At 65.6% G+C, this 18,320-nt stretch carries 13 protein-coding genes; 9 read left to right on the top strand and 4 right to left on the bottom strand.

The annotated features are described in order from the left end of the window. Positions 1–21 precede the first annotated feature (21 nt). The 3 genes from dnaJ to FB460_RS10795 all read left to right on the top strand — a co-directional run bounded on the left by dnaJ (position 22) and on the right by FB460_RS10795 (position 2,551). Positions 22–1,164, top strand: coding sequence for a molecular chaperone DnaJ (gene dnaJ / locus FB460_RS10805; protein ID WP_142094125.1), 1,143 nt, complete (start codon positions 22–24; stop codon positions 1,162–1,164). Between the two features lie 90 nt (positions 1,165–1,254). After that, complete coding sequence (locus FB460_RS10800; protein WP_142094124.1) at positions 1,255–1,707, top strand: heat shock protein transcriptional repressor HspR; 453 nt, start codon at positions 1,255–1,257, stop codon at positions 1,705–1,707. Between the two features lie 76 nt (positions 1,708–1,783). Then, positions 1,784–2,551 (top strand): hypothetical protein, encoded by a 768-nt coding sequence (locus FB460_RS10795; RefSeq protein WP_142094123.1) that lies wholly within the window; start codon positions 1,784–1,786, stop codon positions 2,549–2,551. 47 nt (positions 2,552–2,598) lie between these two features. Here the strand turns inward: FB460_RS10795 and aroQ are convergent, their stop codons facing one another. After that, positions 2,599–3,036: a type II 3-dehydroquinate dehydratase gene (gene aroQ / locus FB460_RS10790; protein ID WP_142094122.1), complete on the bottom strand. Its 438-nt coding sequence runs from the start codon at positions 3,034–3,036 to the stop codon at positions 2,599–2,601. Positions 3,037–3,075: 39 nt separating this feature from the next. Here aroQ and FB460_RS10785 point away from each other — a divergent pair, with 39 nt between their 5' ends. Both FB460_RS10785 and clpB read left to right on the top strand, forming a co-directional pair. Next, positions 3,076–3,519, top strand: a complete 444-nt coding sequence (locus tag FB460_RS10785; RefSeq protein WP_246044396.1) for a magnetosome magnetite crystal formation protein family — start codon at positions 3,076–3,078, stop codon at positions 3,517–3,519. A gap of 392 nt (positions 3,520–3,911) precedes the next feature. Then, positions 3,912–6,488 (top strand): ATP-dependent chaperone ClpB, encoded by a 2,577-nt coding sequence (gene clpB / locus FB460_RS10780; RefSeq protein ID WP_142094120.1) that lies wholly within the window; start codon positions 3,912–3,914, stop codon positions 6,486–6,488. 901 nt (positions 6,489–7,389) lie between these two features. Here the strand turns inward: clpB and FB460_RS10775 are convergent. Next, complete coding sequence (locus FB460_RS10775) at positions 7,390–8,190, bottom strand: hypothetical protein (RefSeq protein ID WP_142094119.1); 801 nt, start codon at positions 8,188–8,190, stop codon at positions 7,390–7,392. A 112-nt stretch (positions 8,191–8,302) separates the two neighbouring features. Here FB460_RS10775 and FB460_RS10770 point away from each other — a divergent pair, with 112 nt between their 5' ends. Both FB460_RS10770 and FB460_RS10765 read left to right on the top strand, forming a co-directional pair. Continuing rightward, a complete protein-coding gene (locus FB460_RS10770; RefSeq protein WP_142094118.1) occupies positions 8,303–9,157 on the top strand; it encodes a spermidine synthase in 855 nt (284 codons plus the stop codon). 31 nt (positions 9,158–9,188) lie between these two features. Then, positions 9,189–9,890 carry a class E sortase gene (locus tag FB460_RS10765; RefSeq protein ID WP_142094117.1) on the top strand — a complete coding sequence of 234 codons (702 nt, stop codon included), beginning with the start codon at positions 9,189–9,191 and terminating at the stop codon, positions 9,888–9,890. Between the two features lie 15 nt (positions 9,891–9,905). Here the strand turns inward: FB460_RS10765 and FB460_RS10760 are convergent, their stop codons facing one another. Continuing rightward, positions 9,906–12,149 carry an N-acetylneuraminate synthase family protein gene (locus tag FB460_RS10760; RefSeq protein WP_142094116.1) on the bottom strand — a complete coding sequence of 748 codons (2,244 nt, stop codon included), beginning with the start codon at positions 12,147–12,149 and terminating at the stop codon, positions 9,906–9,908. A gap of 277 nt (positions 12,150–12,426) precedes the next feature. Next, positions 12,427–16,080, bottom strand: coding sequence for an efflux RND transporter permease subunit (locus FB460_RS10755; RefSeq protein WP_142094115.1), 3,654 nt, complete (start codon positions 16,078–16,080; stop codon positions 12,427–12,429). Positions 16,081–16,277: 197 nt separating this feature from the next. Between FB460_RS10755 and pyrE the strand changes: the two genes are divergently transcribed. Both pyrE and FB460_RS10745 read left to right on the top strand, forming a co-directional pair. Beyond that, the gene (pyrE, locus tag FB460_RS10750) at positions 16,278–16,826 is read left to right on the top strand and encodes an orotate phosphoribosyltransferase (RefSeq protein WP_142094114.1); all 549 of its coding nucleotides are present in this window, start codon (positions 16,278–16,280) and stop codon (positions 16,824–16,826) included. Between the two features lie 64 nt (positions 16,827–16,890). Further along, positions 16,891–17,880 carry a LemA family protein gene (locus tag FB460_RS10745; protein WP_142094113.1) on the top strand — a complete coding sequence of 330 codons (990 nt, stop codon included), beginning with the start codon at positions 16,891–16,893 and terminating at the stop codon, positions 17,878–17,880. Positions 17,881–18,320: the final 440 nt, after the last annotated feature.

The raw sequence follows: 18,320 nt of genomic DNA, 5'->3' as shown, positions 1-18,320 counted from the left end.
GGGGCGGAGAGAAGTGCACTGGTGAGTGGCAAGGACTGGGCGGAGAAGGACTACTACAAGATCCTCGGCGTCAACAAGAACGCCACCGACAAGGAGATTCGCGAGGCCTTCCGCAAGATCGCTCGGCAGAACCACCCGGATCAACATCCAGGTGATGCTGCTGCGGAGAAGCGTTTCAAAGAGGCTTCAGAGGCGAACTCGGTGCTCGGTGACGCCAAGAAGCGTAAGGAATACGACGACATGCGTCGCTTTGCGCACATGGGTGGAGGCGGGTTCCGCTTCCAGCGTGGTGGCGCGGAGGACATCTTCGCCGGTGCCCAGGGCCAGGATCTCGGTGACCTCTTCGGTGGACTGTTCAACCGTGGCGGTGCCACCCGTGCATCCGGTGGCGGGGCGCGGCCACGCCCCGCCCGCCGGGGTGCGGATGTGGAGTCCGAGATCACCTTGGACTTTGCCGACGCGGTGAACGGCACCACGGTGCCGATCAGATCGATCTCCAACAACGCCTGCTCCGTGTGCCACGGCACTGGCGCGAAATCCGGGACCATGCCGACGGTGTGCACGAGTTGCCAGGGCTCTGGCATGCGCGTGACCACTTCGGCGTCCGGATTCCCCGAGACCGCCACCTGCACCGACTGCCTCGGTCGTGGCCTCATCGTCAATGACCCCTGCGACGAGTGCAAGGGCTCGGGGCGTGCTCGCTCCAGCCGGACCATCCAGGTGCGCATTCCGGCGGGCGTCGATGATGGCCAGCGCATCCGGATCCGTGGCAAGGGCGGGCCGGGAGAGAACGGTGGCCCCAACGGTGACCTCTTCGTGGTGGCGCACGTCCGTCCCCACGAGATCTTCGGCCGTGACGGCGCCAACCTCACCATCACCGCTCCGATCACCTTCCCCGAAGCGGTCTTGGGGGCCGAGATCGAGGTTCCGACGCTCGACGGCACTGGCGTCCGGCTCCGGATCCCGGCGGGAACGCCCAGTGGTCGACGCTTCCGCGCCCGCGGCAAGGGGGCCACCCGTGCGGACGGGACCCGCGCCGATCTCATGGTGACGGTGGAGGTGACCGTGCCGCCGACGCTGAGTGCCGACGCCCGCGCCGCCCTCGAGCAGTACGCGGAACTGGCGAACGAGCCCGATCCTCGGGCTGACTTGAACCAGCACTGACGCGGGCGGCACGCTCCAGGGCACCGTGACCGGAGCGTTGCATGATTGATTGACAGCAAGTAGCGCCGCTTCGGCGGTTCAGGAGGAGAGATGGCCGGCCAGAAGCCCGGTGATGGGTTGCAACGCATCGACCGGGACGCGCCCATCTTCGTGATCTCGGTGGCTGCCCATCTGGCGGGCATGCACCCCCAGACCCTGCGCACCTACGACCGCATGGGGCTGGTCAGCCCTCGGCGCGCCCGTGGCCGGGGGCGTCGCTACTCGCCCCGGGACGTCGCCAAACTGCGTCTTGTGCAGCGCCTCAGCAAGGACGAGGGCGTCAATCTGGAAGGTATCCGGCGGATTCTCCAGATGCAGGAACAGATCGACGAACTGCGCGAAGAGGTCGAGACCCTGCAGGAGGAGCTCGACCACGCCCGGGACCAAGCAGTCCCGTCCGACCCGGGCGTCCGGTTCTTCACCGTCGGTGAAGACGGGGTGCGCATCGCCCGCTGGCGTCAGGAACGACGCCTCCGCAAGCGTCCGCCAGAACTTCCCGGCTGACCCGGTGTTTTCCGGCTGGCCCGGTGTTTCCTGACTACGAAGGAACCGGGCTGCGGGGATGCTCGTCAGTGCCCACATGATGAGTTTGCAGCGTGTGTGGTCCTTCCGTTCCGGCCGTGCTTTCTCACACGTTCTCGTGGGGGCTGGTCTTGTCGTGACGCTCGCCGCGACCTGCTGGGTTGCTCGTGCCGGCGTCGTTGCCGCAGTGGCCGTTCTCCTGACCGGTTTGATGATGCTTCCGTTCCTCGGTTACCAGCATCGGCTGCGTCACCTGATCGGTTCGGCTGGGCGTGGTGACGATCTGCTGCTCTGGCTCGAATCCCATGGCGGTGAGTACGACTTCACCAGGCGCTCGGTCGCCGAATCGGCTTTCGACATCGGGCGAGTGCTGTGGCGTGCGGGCGTCGATGCGGATGCCACCGTCACCGACGCGGTCCGACGCGGCCCCGACGGCTGCTTCGCCTTCGTCGCTCATCACGACGCCGTGGAACAGTTCGTCGTCGTCCCGACTGCTTACCTGCCGACCGTCACGATCGATGAGTCGCGTGATCCGGAACTGATCCGCACACGTATCGCCGGCCACATCATCCAGACCGACGATGCACAGTTCGCCAGCCTCTTCGCTGACGCCGCGGCCCTCGCCCACGTCGAGACCGCCGGGCTCGGTCGCGTCACCCTGGCCGATGGATTCCTCATCTCCCGCAGCCCACGATTCGTCGATGCCTCGGAGCTCGACCAGCGCATCCGCGATCTGCGTCAGCTGATGCGTGCTCTCCCCAAGGGCGCCGTGCGTCGCTTCAGCCGCGAACAGGATCTCGTGACGCGCCTGCGTGCTTCGGTCTGATGCCTCGGCCGTGCCCGCACGCTGGGGCCTGATTTCCCCGCGCCGCGTCAGTTCGCTCTGAGGCGTGCGATCTCGGAGATCGCCTCGCTGTATCCCGCTGTGCCGCGTCCCACGATGGACGCGGCACAGACAGCTTCCAGATAGGAATGGTGGCGGAACTCCTCGCGCGCGTGGATGTCGGAGATGTGCACCTCGATCACCGGGGCCTCCACGGTCTCCACGGCATCGCGCAGTGCGACCGAGGTGTGCGTCCAGCCCCCCGCGTTGATGACCATGCCCACCACGCTGGTGCGCAGTTCGTGGATCCAATCGATGCAGACGCCCTCGTGGTTGGTCTGACGGAAGTCGAGGTTCCAGCCGTGGGACCGAGCGGCGATTCGGCACTGTTCTTCCACGTCGGCGAGGGTTTCGCGGCCGTACACATCGGGGTTTCGGACGCCGAGCAGGTTGAGGTTCGGACCATTGATGACTGCGACTGGGTTCACCTTCGGCACCCTACGCGTAGGCTCGTGGCCGTGAGCTCGATGTTCCCCAAACCGCGTCCGCGCAAGCAGCGTCCCAAGGCCTTCGACGGTGATGGCCCCAATGGGAGCACTGCGTGGTTTCTTGGCCTCATCGCTGTGCTGCTTCCCGGGCTCGGCGCGATTCTGGCCGGCCCGGTGATGACGCTCTACGCTCGACGCGAGGCCCCCGCCAATGACTTTGCGCGTGAGAACTGTCGCCGCGCCGCCAACTGGGGGATCACCTACAGCGTCCTGACCGTGTTGTTCTTCATCGTCCACTTCGGTGCCTGGTGGGCGCTCGCCGCCCGCGGCGTCGAGTTGCGGGGCATGGGAGTGCTGGGGTTCGTGGCTCTGCTGTGGCTGCTGCTGTCGGCGGTCCACGTGGGAATCTGCATGGTGGGAGGGCTCCGCGCGAAACGGGGCGAGGACTTCGAATGGAAGGCATCGCTCAAGATCTTCGAGTGATGCGATGACACGCTCCACCTTGACGTTGTGCTGCTTTCGGGAGGCTGCGTCGCGTCCCACCGTGACGTTGTGTTGCCTTCGGGCGACCGCATCGCTTCCATCTCTACGTTGAGCCGTGTCTGCGTGGCCGCGTCGCTTCGATCTCTACGTTGAGCCGTGTCTGCGCGGCACAACGTCAAGGTGGAAGCGGGGGAAGGGTGGAGTGCGGCCTGAGGCAGCACGGCTTGCCCCGATCTCGGCACGCTTCACCCTGACTTGACCCGGAGTTGAGCGTGGTGCACTCAACTTTTCTTGCTTACGGCGATCGGGCGGAGCATAGTTGAGTGCGTAGGGCTCAACCCTGTTGGTGCAGTGGTGGCGTAGCCCAGAAAGCATCGAATCTCGGAGGATGGATGGACACCAACAAGCTGACTGCCAAGAGCCGGGACGCCGTCTCGGCAGCCGTGCGTACCGCTCTCACCGAGGGCAACCCCCAGGCCGAGCCGCAGCACCTGCTCGCGGCCCTGCTCATGACCCCGAACAACTCATGTGGCCCGCTGCTGGAAAGCGTCGGGGCGGATCCGCAGGTCGTGGAGGCCGCAGCCCAGGGCGCGATCAAGAAGCTGCCTTCGACGAGCGGGAACTCCGTGGCGAACCCGACGATGTCGGGGCCACTGGCGCGCGTCCATGCCGAGGCCGAGACGCTCGCCCAGAAGCAGGGGGACAAGTTCGTGGCCACCGAGCACCTGCTGATCGCGCTGGCCAAGGTCAAAAGTGACACCAGCCGTCTGTTGGGACAGCTCGGCGTCACCGCCGACAAGCTGCTCAAGGCCTTCAACGAGGCCCGCGGTGACCGACGCATCGTCAACGACACCGATGAGGCCACGTCGTCGTCCCTCGATCAGTACTCCACCGACCTCACCGAGATGGCACGTTCGGGCAAGCTGGACCCGGTCATCGGACGTGATTCGGAGATCCGCCGCGTTGTGCAGGTGCTGGCGCGTCGAACCAAGAACAATCCCGTTCTGATCGGTGAGCCCGGCGTCGGCAAGACCGCCGTCGTGGAGGGCTTGGCACAGCGCGTCGTCAGTGGTGACGTCCCCGAATCGCTCAAGGGCCGCAAGGTGTTGAGCCTCGACCTCGCCGCGATGATCGCCGGGGCCAAGTACCGCGGTGAGTTCGAGGAGCGTCTCAAGGCGGTCCTCACCGAGATCAAGGACGCCGAGGGCCAGGTCATCACCTTCATCGACGAGCTGCATACCGTCGTCGGTGCGGGCAAGGCCGATGGCGCCATGGACGCCGGCAACATGCTCAAGCCCATGCTCGCGCGTGGCGAACTGCGCATGATCGGGGCCACGACGCTCGACGAGTACCGGGAGAACATCGAGAAGGATCCGGCTCTGGAGCGTCGTTTCCAGCAGGTGCTCGTCGATGAGCCGTCGGTGGAGGACACCGTGGCGATTCTGCGTGGCCTGCGTGAGCGCTACGAGGCGCACCACAAGGTCGCCATCACTGACGGTGCCCTGGTGGCCGCAGCGTCACTCTCGCACCGTTACATCACCGCGCGTCAGCTTCCTGACAAGGCCATCGACCTCGTCGACGAGGCAGCATCGCGTCTGCGGATGGAGATCGATTCCTCGCCGGAGGAGATCGACCAGCTTCGTCGCGTCGTCGACCGCCTGACCATGGAGAAGATGGCTGTCGAAAAGGAGGACGACGACGCCTCGCGGGAGCGTCTGGCGCGCATCGAGGAGGAGATCGCCGACAAGACCGAACAGCTCCGCGGGCTGGAGGCACGGTGGGAGGCCGAGAAGAGCGACCTCAACCGTGTCGGTGAACTCAAGAAGGAGATCGACGCTCTCCGCGTGGAGGCCGAGAAGGCCCAGCGTGAGGGCGACCTGACGCGCGCCTCGGAGCTCTTGTACGGCGAGATCCCGGCGAAACAGAAGCAGCTCGAGAAGGCCGATCAGGAAGAGGCTGCGCGTAAGCCGATGGTCTCGGAGGAGGTTTCGACTGAGGACATCGCCGAGGTTGTTGCAGCATGGACGGGTGTGCCCGTGGGGCGGATGCTCGAGGGTGAATCGCAGAAGCTCCTGCACATGGAGGAGCGCGTCGCCGAGCGCCTCATCGGTCAGAGGAAAGCCGTCAAGGCGGTCTCCGACGCCGTGCGGCGCTCGCGTGCCGGCATCTCCGATCCCAACCGGCCCACCGGTTCGTTCCTGTTCCTCGGCCCCACGGGCGTCGGCAAGACCGAGCTGGCCAAGACCCTCGCGGAGTTCCTCTTCGACGACGAGCAGGCCATGGTGCGCATCGACATGTCCGAGTACGGCGAGAAGCACTCGGTGGCGCGACTCGTTGGTGCCCCTCCGGGCTATGTCGGATACGAGCAGGGCGGCCAGCTGACCGAATCGGTGCGGCGTCGCCCCTACTCGGTGGTGCTTCTCGATGAGGTGGAGAAAGCCCATCCGGACGTGTTCAACGTGCTGCTTCAGGTGCTCGACGATGGGCGACTCACCGATGGGCAGGGACGGACGGTCGACTTCCGCAATGTGCTGATCATCCTGACTTCGAACCTGGGTTCGCAGTTCCTGGCTGACCCGAAGTTGGATGACAAGACCAAGCACGATGCCGTGATGGAAGTGGTGCGCAAATCGTTCAAGCCCGAGTTCCTGAACCGGCTGGACGAGACGGTCATGTTCGACCCGCTGGGCTCGGAGGAGCTGGCGCGTATCGTCGACATCAACGTCGATCGTCTGAATGCCCGTCTCGCCGAGCGTCGCATCCGGATCGACGTCACCGATGCCGCCAAGGAATGGCTCGCGCTCACCGGCTTCGACCCGGTGTACGGCGCGCGTCCGCTGCGCAGGCTCGTGCAGTCCACGGTGGAGGACGCTCTCGCCCGGCGCGTTCTCGCCGGGGAGGTCCATGAGGGCGACACCGTCCGCTTCGACGTGGACGAGGCAGGTGACGGACTGCGGGTCGTGGAGTGACCATGCAAGTGGGGCATAGGTTGACAGCCCGTCCATGTGCCTGAGCGCTCACCGCCCATGCGCCGAGCATGGGGCCGCCCAGCGCTGAGTGGGAGACACACCAGCGTTGAGTGGGTACAACCCAGACGTCGAACGCGTGACAGATGGACCCGAGCCGCAGAGCTCGGGTCCATCTTCGTCTACTTGGACGCGTATGTCTGGCTGCCTTTGCCTAGCCCCCTCCAACTGAGTCATGACCCGAGGAGAGCCCACGAGGGAGAACCAAAGAGGAGGTCACCCATCAACACGCCCCCCAGTACTGCGGCAGTAATCCCCACCGCGCCCACACACAGGCGAACTCCAGTCGCAGACCCACGTGCCAACACAGCAGCGGCAAGGAAGGCCACACCGACGGCCCATAACCACTGCGGGACAAACAACGCAGTAATGACCGCGAGTGCGACAGACAGCACTAAGGCTGCTACTGCCGAGTGGCGCGGATTACAGAGCGCAATGAGTGAAGCCGGCATACCGATACCCGTCGTGGTTCAACCGCAGCTGATTGCACAGTTAGCCCAAACGTTGCTACCGCGGCGTTCCATCTGTTTCGGTTGAACATGATCATTCACTTTCACAGTAGCAGCAGTAGTACTGGTGGCCACCTGCCAGGGATGTTAACTGAGACGACTCACGCGCGCTGGACGTTAGGATAAATCGACGCATTTTCACTTGGTGTTCGCCGAAACGTTCCCTAGCTTTCACCGATGTCCAGTCGGCCCAACGGCAGCGGGCACCCCGCCCAAGACCGATACCACCAGGGAACTCGGGAATGGGTTCCTGTGGCGGGATGGGGCGGGGCATTTTAGAGGCGTCAACCACAGTGGGGGCGCCCCGCACCGTCGAAGAGACAAGGTGCCGCGCGTCATTGCAGGAGGCGTCGGCGCGTCAGGGCGTGGTCGAGTTCGCGGGGCGTGACGTGGGCGGTCGAGGTTGAACGTTGCGTGGCGGCGCGAGTGAGCATGGGGCGGAGGTCGAGTACCGAGAGGCGGTCGTCGGTAGCTGATTTCGATCTGGTGGGCATGGTTTGGGTCGCGGGGGGCACGGTGCGGAGCGGTTCAGGGGCCATGAGCCGATCCTGCAACCACCGGGCGTTGTGGGCGTCGGGACGCACCTGATGATCGGCGGCCACGGCCGTCCAGAAGGCGCAGCGTCGGATCCCGCTTCGATCGCCCGGGACCTTCCCCAGCGCCGCGTGAACCTGCGCATAGCGCCGTGGATCATCGAGTGCCTGCATGGCCCGGTAGAGGTCGAGAACGTCGTGGTCGGCCAACACCTTCACCCATCCCAGCGCGGTCGTGGCCTTCGTGGGTGCATCGCGTCGCGTCCATACGCGCTGGGCGTTGGCAATCTCGATCAGGGTGGCCTCGTCGGGGAAGAACTCGGTGAACATGGTGAGGTCGATGTCATCGACGGCCAGCAGTGTCGGTGATGCCGTCACCGGCTCGGTGACCATGCAGTGGTCGGCGACGCGTCTGGTCAGCCGCTCGGCCTGTTCGGCGCGCGTCCCCACGCTCCAGATGGCCCACACGACGCACCAGGGCAGGGAGGTCCATCGTTCGGGCAGGGGCGTCACCTCGATCGTGTGCAGGATCTCGGAGGAATCGGTGTGCGGCGTGCGGTGTGGATCGGGTGAATCCAACGGCAGGGGAGTGGTGGTCGACATGGGCTTCCTCTCGTGGGTCCTTCGCCCTGCACAGGTCGCAGCGGAGGCCCGGCTGTGACGCCGGCCCCGCAGGAAGGTTCCGGATCTCTCACCGCGGCCCTAGCATCGGGGCATGGCCCGCACCCCCGGCACCCGAGATCTGAGCGGCGACGCCCCGGCGTCCGACCCTCGCCTCGTCCCCGACCCCGACCATCCCGGGGCATGGTTCGTGCGCGTAGACGGCACAGACCAGTCGTGGGTGGACCCCGACGACCCCACGCGTCTGGAATTCGACTATCTCCAACGCATCGCCGATGTCATCGACGCCGTGGCGTTCCCGCAGGAACGTCTCCGTGTCATCCATCTCGGGGGTGCGGGAATGAGCCTGGCTCGATACGTGGCACACACGCGCCCCACGTCACCGCAGATCGTCTGTGAACCCGACGCCTCCCTCACCGAGGCGGTCCGGTCGGTGGTGCCGCTGCCGAAACGTTCGGGTATCAAGGTGCGTCCGGTCGACGCTCGATCCGGTGTCGCGGCCATGCCCGACGACTACGCCGATGTGGTGATCCTCGACGCCTTCGCCGGGGCACGCGTCCCTGCAGAGCTGACCACCATCGAGTTCTTCGACGACGTGGCGCGCATCCTGCGTCCGGCCGGAACCTTCGTTGTCAACATCACCGATCACACGCCCTTCGCATACTCCCGACGCGTCGCCGCCACCGCCGCCAGCCTCGGGGATGTGCTCGTCAGCGCCGAGCCCGCCACTCTTCGAGGGCGGCGTTTCGGCAACATCATCGTCACCGTGCGCCGGGGAGCGGCGCTTCCGGCCGTTGAGCTGGCCCGCGCCGCCGCGGGTTCGGTGTTTCCCTATCGCCTGCTGTACGGGGACCACGTGGAGCGGTGGATCGGTGGGGCCCGCCCGTTCACCGATCTCGACGCCGAGCCCTCACCCACACCGCCGGATGGGCCATTGACTTTTCGGTGAGGGATTTCACCGAGTCTGGTCTAATGGTGCTATGACACGCAGGCACAGGCGTCAAGAAGACAAGCGCGGGAACCCGGTGTTCACCGTCCTCGGGGTGATCTTTCTCGTGGTCGGTATCGGTGCGCTGGGTTACGTCGCCTGGGAGTATTTCGGCACCAACATCACTGCGAACCAGGCGATGGGCGACAAGTCGAAGAACCTGCGTGACGAGTGGGATTCCGCTCCGGAACCGGAAGGCCAGACCGAGGAGGCGGCCCCGGAAGGACAGACGACCACGGCTTCCTATGTGCCCGGTGACGCCGTCGCTCTGCTGCGTATCCCGCGTTTCGGCGATGACTACGAGGTTCCCATCGTCGCGGGAACCGACGTGGAGTCCCTCAAAGAGGGAGTCGGTTGGTACGACGCCTCAGTCGGGCCCGGTGAGATCGGAAACTTCGCACTCGCGGGGCACCGCATCACAAATGGCGAACCGTTCGCGAAGGCGTTGGAGCTCCAGCCCGGTGACGAGGTCATCGTCGAAACCCGTGACGCCATCTACACCTACACGATGGATACATCCCCGGCCGACCTGACGGTGGAGGACACCGAGACCTGGGTGCTCGACCCCGTTCCCGGAAAGCCGGATGAAACGCCCACGAAGGCGATCATCACGATCACCACGTGCCAGGACCTGTTCCACTCGGTGGACCGCTCGATCGGTTTCGGCACCCTCACCGAAACCGAGAAGAAGTGAGCAGGCAAGGCAGCGTCAGAACCACTCCTCAAGACGTTCCAAGGCCGTCCAGAAGCCTTCGCCATTGTTGACGTGCCCCATCCAGATCTCGGGAATGAAGGGCACACCCGGCGCGAGTTCATCGAGTTGCTTGGCAAGCATCGGCCAATCCACTTCGCCCTCACCGATCTGCGGGCCCTCACCGTCGACGCCCTCGGCGTCCACGATGTGCAGATGTTCGGTGTGTGGGGCCAGCCCGTCCACGTACTCGCTGAATGGACGTTTGTGGAAGTTGGCCGCCAGCTTCGAATGTGAGATGTCCAGCGTCAGACGCTGACCGTACTGCTCACAGAACTCGACGGTGTCCTCGAGCTGCATGAACAGGTTGTGGTGCTGCTGGCCGCCCATGAGCCACGGGAAGGGCGGCAGCGTCTGGCAGGTGAGGCGCACGTCGGTGGTGTCGACGCGTTCGATGCCCTGGGCGATCCGCGCATACATGGCCGGTCGTTCGCCGGGGTCGACGAAACGGTCGGCCGTGAACCCGCCCATGGTCGCGATGACGACCGGCGGTTCGTCACAGGTGAAGTACTGCGTCATGTCACGGGTGATGTCGATGACCCGCTGCAACTCGGCGATCGACCGTTCCCACACCGCGTCCTCGGGGGAGGCGAGGTTCACGATGAAATCACCGTCGTAGAGATCGGGCAGGTGGACGGTGAAGAACATGTCCAGACGCTTGTCGAACACGTCGTGGATGTCCATGTCCACGTCCTTGTAGGACATGTGGAACTCGAGGAAGTCCGGGGTGCAGTCCTCGATCAGCCTGGCGTGATCGTGGTACCGCACCGGCAGGCCCCAGGGGCGTCGGAACGTGTACTGACGGCCGCCGACGGGGGCGTCATGGAGGTCGCCGGGGTAGAAGAAGTCCCCGGCCTCGACCGTCCGTTTGGCCAGGCGTCCCACCAGCTCCTCGAGCCGGTTCGGCTGCAGGCCGCGTCCGGGGGACTTGATGTCCACGTCGGCGTGCCCGATCGTCTCGCCGACCTCGATGTGGCGTGCTGCCACGAGCGACTTCGCGAGGTTCACCCGGTTCATCGATTCGCCGGTGGAGACGACGCGGGCCTCCCCGTCGCCCAGGGCCTCCTCGAGTTCGCGGATGCGTTCCACCATCTGCCCGAACTCCTCGGGGAGGAGGGAGACCTTGTGGTCGTTGCCCTCGAGGGTGCGGTCGGTGGTGAAATGCTTCTCGATGATCCGCGCGCCCATGGCGACCGCGGCCACCGGAATATGGAAACCGCGTTCATGGCCGGAGTAACCCACCGGGCCACCGGTGATCTCGGCCAGACGCTTCAGGTAGCGCAGGTTGATGTCCTTGAACGGTGCCGGGTAGGTCGACTGGCAGTGCAGCATCGCCCACGGTGACCCCGAGGAGCGCAGTAGCTCGGCGGACTGGCGGATCTCGGCCTCGGTGGACATTCCCGTCGAGACGATCAAGGGAAGTCCGGTGGCGAACATCTCACGCAACAGCGCGTGGTTGGTCATATCGGCCGATGCGACCTTCAAAGCGGGGATCCCGTACTCCTGCAACGCCCTGACCGAGGGGGTGTCCCACGGGGTGCACAGCACGTCGACATCGCGTTTCCGGCAGTGATCGAAGACCTCGAACATCTGCTCGGCGTCGAGAGAGAACTTCGCCAAGAGGTTCAAGGTGTACTGCGCGCCGAGATCTTCCCCGGCCGATTCCCCGCCCGACTGGCGGTACAGGGCGTCCATGTCGCGAAGCTGGAACTTCACCACGTCGGCGCCGGCGTCCGCCGCGAGATCGACGAGCTCCTTGGCGAACGAGACGCTGCCCTGATGGTTGTTGCCGATCTCGGCGATGATCAGCGTCGGGTCCTCGGCCGAGACGCGGTGGCGTCCGATGTGCAGGGCGTCGGCGGTGGGGGTGGCCACCGCCACGACGCGGTTTTGTGCATCGAGCAGCGGCACGTGGGTGATCGGCCCGGCGAGCAGGGCATTGATCTGGTCGGGGGAGGCGTCGATGGGGGCCGAACGCACATTGCGGTTGGCGACGTGGTCGACGCTCGTGGCCAGATCGGCCTCCGGGTTCGCGATGAGCCACCGGCGCACGTCACCGTCGGACAGCGCACCGATGAGGTGGCCGTGCGAGTCGGCGACGAACAGGATCCGTGCCTTGTTGGCGGTGATCTTGGTCAGCGCCGCCACGAGCGACTCCTGACCCAGGATCACAAACGGGCCGATGGCGCGATCGATGATCATGACTCTCCCACTCCTCGCCGGATTCGCCCACTATAGGAGCGGGCTTCGGCTCTGCTGGTCCCGACCCGCGCGAAGTGGGCGAGACCGGGCCCATCGGGTGCAGTTCTGCCACGTGCCGGGTGCGGGCACGTGCTGGCTCGATGTGCGGTTTCCTACCACGCGATTCGGCCCGACGGCGTGGCCACGGCGTCTGCCGCCGATCCATGGAATCCGGTGGTAGGAAACCGCAACGTGGAGATGGTGATGCCTGAGCTCGGTGACCTGCCCGAGGCCCACCTCACTTGCGTCGTGCGAACCACCTGCGGCGACGACCGGTGCTCGTGGTCCCTTCCGGTTCGGCCTCATCGGCCAGACCGACATCGGCCAGGCTGCCGGGATCGTCGTCCTCGCGCAGTGCCTCGTCGCGTTTGGCCTGCTTGCGCTCGGCCCGCTTGAGGATGCGCGATTCGAGCAGGTGATACAGCACCGGCACGAGGATGAGCGTCAACAGGGTGGAGGAGATCAGCCCGCCGATCACCACGAGCGCCAGTGACTGCGAGATGAAGATGCTCTGCCCGGTCAATCCCGAGGCCATGGGCGCCAGACCCATGATGGTGGCCAGGGCGGTCATGATGATCGGACGCAGACGCAGGCGGGCGCCGTGGATCACCGCGTCATCGAGGCTGCTGCCTCGACTCCGGTAGGTGTTGATCAGGTCGATCAGCACGATGGCGTTGGTGACCACGATGCCGATCAACATGAGCAGGCCGATCATCGCCGGAAGGCCGAGAGCGGTGTCGGTCACCAGCAGGATGCCGATGACGCCCGTGCCCGCGAACGGCACCGAGATCAGCAGCAGCAGGGGCTGCAGCACCGAGCGGAACGTTGCGACCATGATGATGTAGACCATCGCGATCGCCACACCCATGGCGAGCCACAGTTCTTCGAACGCCTCGTCCTGTTCGGCGGTGACGCCGCCGGTTCCGGTCTTGACGCCGGGCGGCAGGTCGGTGCTGGCGAGCGCCTGCTGGACTTCGGCGTTGAGGGCGCCGAGGTCGTCGCCGGTCGGGGTGGCGGTGATGGTGATGGTGCGTGAACCGTTCATGCGGGTGATGGACGCGGGCGTCTTGGCTTCGACCACCTTGCCCACATCGGAGACCTTCGCCGGATCGCCCTTGACCTCCTCGGCCTGTTCGGAGAGCTCCTCGATCTCCTCGCTTCGCGCCCTCTGCTCGGCGGCCTCGGAACGTTGTTCGTCCAGGGCGGCCATCTGGTCGTCGAGCTCCTCAAGCTGTTCTTCGAGCTGGGTGACCGATTCCTCCATCTGCCCGACGGGGGAGCCGCCCATGCCCTCCATGCCGGGCCCCATGCCGCCGGCGGGGAGCTGGGGGCCCTGTTGTTCGGCCCGACGCGCCTCGGAGAGCTGGGAGCGGGCCTCGTTGAGTTGTTGCTGGAGTTCGGCGCGGGAGTCCTGCAGTTCCTGCTCCTGCTCGCGCATCTCCTCTTCGGCCTTGGCCTCCTCCTCGTTGGACATCTCGTCCTGACGCCGTTCCACCTCGTCGGTGATCTCCTGGCGTGCGTCGGCGGTCTGCTTCTCGGTCACGGGCAGCTCGAGGTTCTCGAGTTCCTCGGCCTTGGTGATCGGTTCGCGGGAACGCAGCAGCACCTCGGTGCTGCCGTGGTCGGTGGTGATGTCGCCCAAGGTGGTGCCCTGGATGGCTTCGTTGACGGCGGTGCCGATGCTGGCCTGGGACATGCCCCGTTTCGCGGCGGCGTCCTCATCGACCTCCACCTGCAGCAGGGTCTCGGCCTCGGAGAAGTCGGAACGGATGTCGTCGAGTCCCTCGATCTTCTCCAGTTTGGCGGTGATGCGGTTGGTGGCGGTCTCGAGGTCCTCGATCTCGGTGCCGTTGATCCCGACGCTGATGTCCTGCGAGCCGGTGGCGGAGCCGCCGGCGCTGATCATGAACTCGCCGGAATCGGGGGCATCCTCGAACTTCTGACGCAACCGTTGGCTGATTTCCTCGGCGTCGGCGTCGTCCTGCAGTGTCAGCGAGTAGGTGACGTTGTTCTCGCCGCCTCCGCCGTATTGGTCCATCTGGCCGCCGATGCTCGACTGGTAGGTCTTGATCTCCGGCTCCTCGGCGAGTATCGCCTCCATGTCGCGGGCGTGGGAGTCGGTCTCCTCCAGAGTGGTCCCCTCGGGGAGGGTCTGGTTGACCATGATGGTGTTCTCGCCGGTGTCGCCCATGAACTCGGTGCGCAGCAGTCCCGCGGACATCATGGTGCCGAGGAAGATGAACGTCGCCAGGGCGAGTGTGACCCAGCGGTGCCGCAGCGACCACTTCAGCGCGGGCAGGTAGGCACGCTGCATGCGGCTCGGCTTCTCGGCCTGCTGGCTGGCGAGGTCATCGGTGTCGGCGGAGCGTCGTGCCTCGGCCGCACGGGCGGTCTCGGCGGCGAGTTCCTTGTTGGTGGGGCGCAGGAACCAGTAGGAGAGCACCGGCACCACCACCAGAGCCACCAGGAGTGAGCCGAGCAGGGCCACCATGCTGGTCAGGGCGAAGGGGCGGAAGAGTTCTCCGGTTTCGCCGCCCACGAAGCCGATGGGAAGGAACACCGCGACGGTGATGAGGGTGGAAGACGCCACCGCGGTGCCGACCTCGCCGACGGCGCGGGTGATGACGTCGGGGCCGAAGTCCTTCAGCGGTGTGAGCCCACGGTGTCGGTTGATGTTCTCGATCACCACGATCGAGTCGTCGACGACGCGTCCCACCGAGATGGTCAGGGCGCTGAGCGTCAACAGGTTGAGGGTGTGGTCACCCACGAACAGCGCGACCACCGCGATGAGCAGCGACAGCGGGATGGAGACGCCGGTGATGATCGTCGAGCGTCCCGACCACAGGAACACCAGAATGATGGTGATGGCCATGATGAGGCCGAGGATGCCGTCGGTGGCGAGGTTGTCGATGGAGTCCTCGATGTAGGGGGCCTGGTTGAACACGTCGGTGAAGACGGTGTTTCCGCCGATGTCGTTGGCCAGGGCCGGGAGGGCGTCGGTGACGGAGTTGGCCACCTGCACGGTGTTGGCGTCGGGGGTCTTGATGACCATGAGCGAGAGGGCTTCACGGCCGTTGACGCGGGAGTAGGAGGTCGCGGGGGCGTCGACGAGTTCGACGTCGGCGATGTCGCCGAGCCGCACGGGGCCGTCGGGGGACTGGAGCTGGAGGGCAGCGATGTCCTCGGGGGTCTTGAGGGTGTCGCCGACCTGCACGTTGAGGCGTCCCTGCTTGGTGGAGAGGTTTCCTGCGGGGACGGGGTTGAGTTTGCCCTCGAACAGTTCTGGGACCTGCGCCAGATCCACCTCGTGTCGGTCGACGTCGTCGGGGCGGGCGGTGATCTCGATCTGTTTGGCGCGTTGCCCGCTGACCTGCACGGTGCGGACGCCGGGGAGGTCCTGCAGGTCGGGAACGACCTGTTCGTCGAGGCGTTGGGCCAGGACGCTGGGGTCGTGGTCGGAGGCGACGGACATGACGACGACGGGGAAGTCGTCCATGCCGCCCATGATGACGTCGCTCTCGGCGTTGTCGGGGAGTTGGGCTTCGGTGCGCGCGACGGCTTGGCGGATCTGGGATTCCATGTCGGTGGCGTTGCGGCCGTACTCCCATTCCACCTCGATCTGGGCGCTGTTGGTCTGGCTGGTGGAGCTGACATTGGTGACGCCGGGGATGCCGCGCAGGGCGGTCTCGATGGGTTCGGCGACCTCCCGTTCGACCGCTTCGCCCGTCGCGCCGGGGTAGCTGACGCTGATCGACCCGGCGGGCATCGTGAGGTCGGGGAACAGCTCCTGCTTGAGCTTGGAGGCGGCGAAGACACCCGCGCCCAGGACGACGATGCACAGCAGCGTGATGACGGCACGGTTGGCGATGCTCAGTTGAGCGAGTTTCTTCACCGGAGACCCTTCAATATTGCTCGTTGGATGCGACACGGGTGGCCGTGCCGCGGCCACTGTATGGGCGGGGACGGGGGCGATGCCATTGGGTAGGTCCCCCAGTCGACCCTCAGTGTGGGCTCGGGGCGCGCCGGTGCGTGGGGTGGTTCTCCGGCGCCGCCGTGGGCGCCTGTGAAAGGCCGGTTAGGATGCGGGTCATGGCCGATCGCGATGCCCTCATCGAACACATCAAGCAGTTGGCGGTGGTGCATGGACGCGTCACGCTGAGCTCTGGCCGTGAGGCCGATTACTACATCGACATGCGTCGGGTGACGCTCGATGGTGCCGCCTCGCCGTTGGTGGGCAGCGTCATGCGTGACCTCACCGCCGATCTGGACTTCGACGCCGTGGGGGGCCTGACGCTCGGGGCCGACCCGGTGGCCACGGCCATGTTGCACAGTGCTGCATCCGAGGGGAAGCGGTTGGACGCGTTCGTGGTGCGCAAGGTCGAGAAGGCGCACGGTATGCAGCGGCGGATCGAGGGCACTGACATCGCGGGGCGTCGGGTGCTGGTGGTGGAGGACACATCCACCACCGGTGGCTCGGCGTTGACCGCGGTGGAGGCGGTGCGTGCCGCTGGCGCTGTGGTGGTGGCGGTCGCCGTGGTGGTGGATCGCCGCACCGAAGCTGCTGCGGCCATCGAGGCGCAGGGGCTGGAATATCGTTATGCGGTCTCGGCCGATGAACTCGGGCTTGACGAGTACTGACCGCTAGGGTGAGCCGCGAGGCACCCTCGTCTGTCACAACCCCCTAATGTGAAGGAGCTCGCTCATGGTCTGGGCGATCATCATCGTTTTGCTGCTCGTGGTGCTCGGCGTGGTCGGGTACGGCTTGGCGACCTACAACGGATTCGTCAAGATGCGCAACAAGATCCAGGAGTCGTGGCGTCAGATAGACGTCGAATTGAACCGACGTTACGAGCTCATTCCCAACCTCGTGGAGACCGTGCGTGGTTTCGCTGCGCATGAGCGCAACACGTTGGAGGACGTGACGCGGTTGCGGAACCAGGCCGCGCAGGTGGCCCAGGGTGAGGGTGCGATGCCGTCGGCGGCCCGCGCCGAGACCGAGGAAGCGCTCTCGGGTGCTGTGCGGAACCTGCTGGTGACCGTGGAGGCCTACCCGGACCTGAAGTCGAACACCAATTTCCTGCATCTGCAGAAGGAGCTGTCCGAGACCGAGGACCGCATTGCTGCTGGACGCCGCTACTACAACGCCAATGTGCGTGAGTACAACACCAAGGTGGAGTCGCTGCCCAGCAATGTCATCGCCGGGATGGGCAAGTTCGAGAAGGCCACCTACTTCGAGATCCAGGATCCGGCAGCACGCCAGTCGCCGGATGTGAACTTCGGCTCCATCGCGTATCGCGGTGACGAGCGTCAGGCCCCTTCGCAGGCGCCCCAGCCGCAGCTCGACGCCCAACCGTCGCAGCCCCAGTATGGACAGCAGCAACCGCAGCAGTACGGACAGCCGACGCAGAACCAGCAGCCGCAGCAGCAGTATGCACAGCCCCAGCAGGCTCAGCAGCCGCAGCAGGGCCAGTACGGGGTTCCGCAGGGTCAGCCTTCCGCGTCCCAGCCTCCGGCTGCGCCGCAGCAGGCGCCTGAATCTCAGCAGTATGGGCAGCAGCCTTACGGTGATCAGGGTCAGTATGGCCAGCAGCCCTATGGTGATCAGGGTCAGTACGGCCAGCAGCCCTATGGTGATCAGGGTCAGTATGGCCAGCAGCCCTATGGTGATCAGGGTCAGTACGGCCAGAACTGATCCACGCACGGCCTCCTTCGCAGGGCGGCTCGTCCGGTCTTGATGATCGGCGAGTCGCCCTTTGCGTGTCTTGATTGTTTCCCTTTCCTTGGCCGCCCCACCCTTGAGCGCGCTCCACTCCTTGGCCATTCCGCTCCTTGGCCGCTCCACCTTGACGTTGTGCTGTGTCTGTGCGGCTGGGTGTAGAGGTGGGGCGTCCAGTCCGTGGGTGTGCCGCTCCATCTTGACGTTGTGCTGTGTCTGTGCGGCTGGGTGTAGAGGTGGGGCGTTTGACTTGTGGTGGGTGGTGCTTTCTCTTGTGCCCCTGCGCTCCTTGATGCTCCACCTTGACGTTGTGCTGTGTCTGTGCGGCTGGGCGTAGAGGTGGGGCGTTTGGTCTGTGGGTGTGCCGCTCTACCTTGACGTTGTGCTGTGTCTGTGCGGCTGGATGTAGAGGTGGG

The sequence above is a fragment of the Propioniferax innocua genome (assembly GCF_006716235.1).
Classification (GTDB): domain Bacteria; phylum Actinomycetota; class Actinomycetes; order Propionibacteriales; family Propionibacteriaceae; genus Propioniferax; species Propioniferax innocua.
Note: the sequence above shows the minus strand (reverse complement) of the source record. Positions and strands in the feature narration are given on the sequence as shown.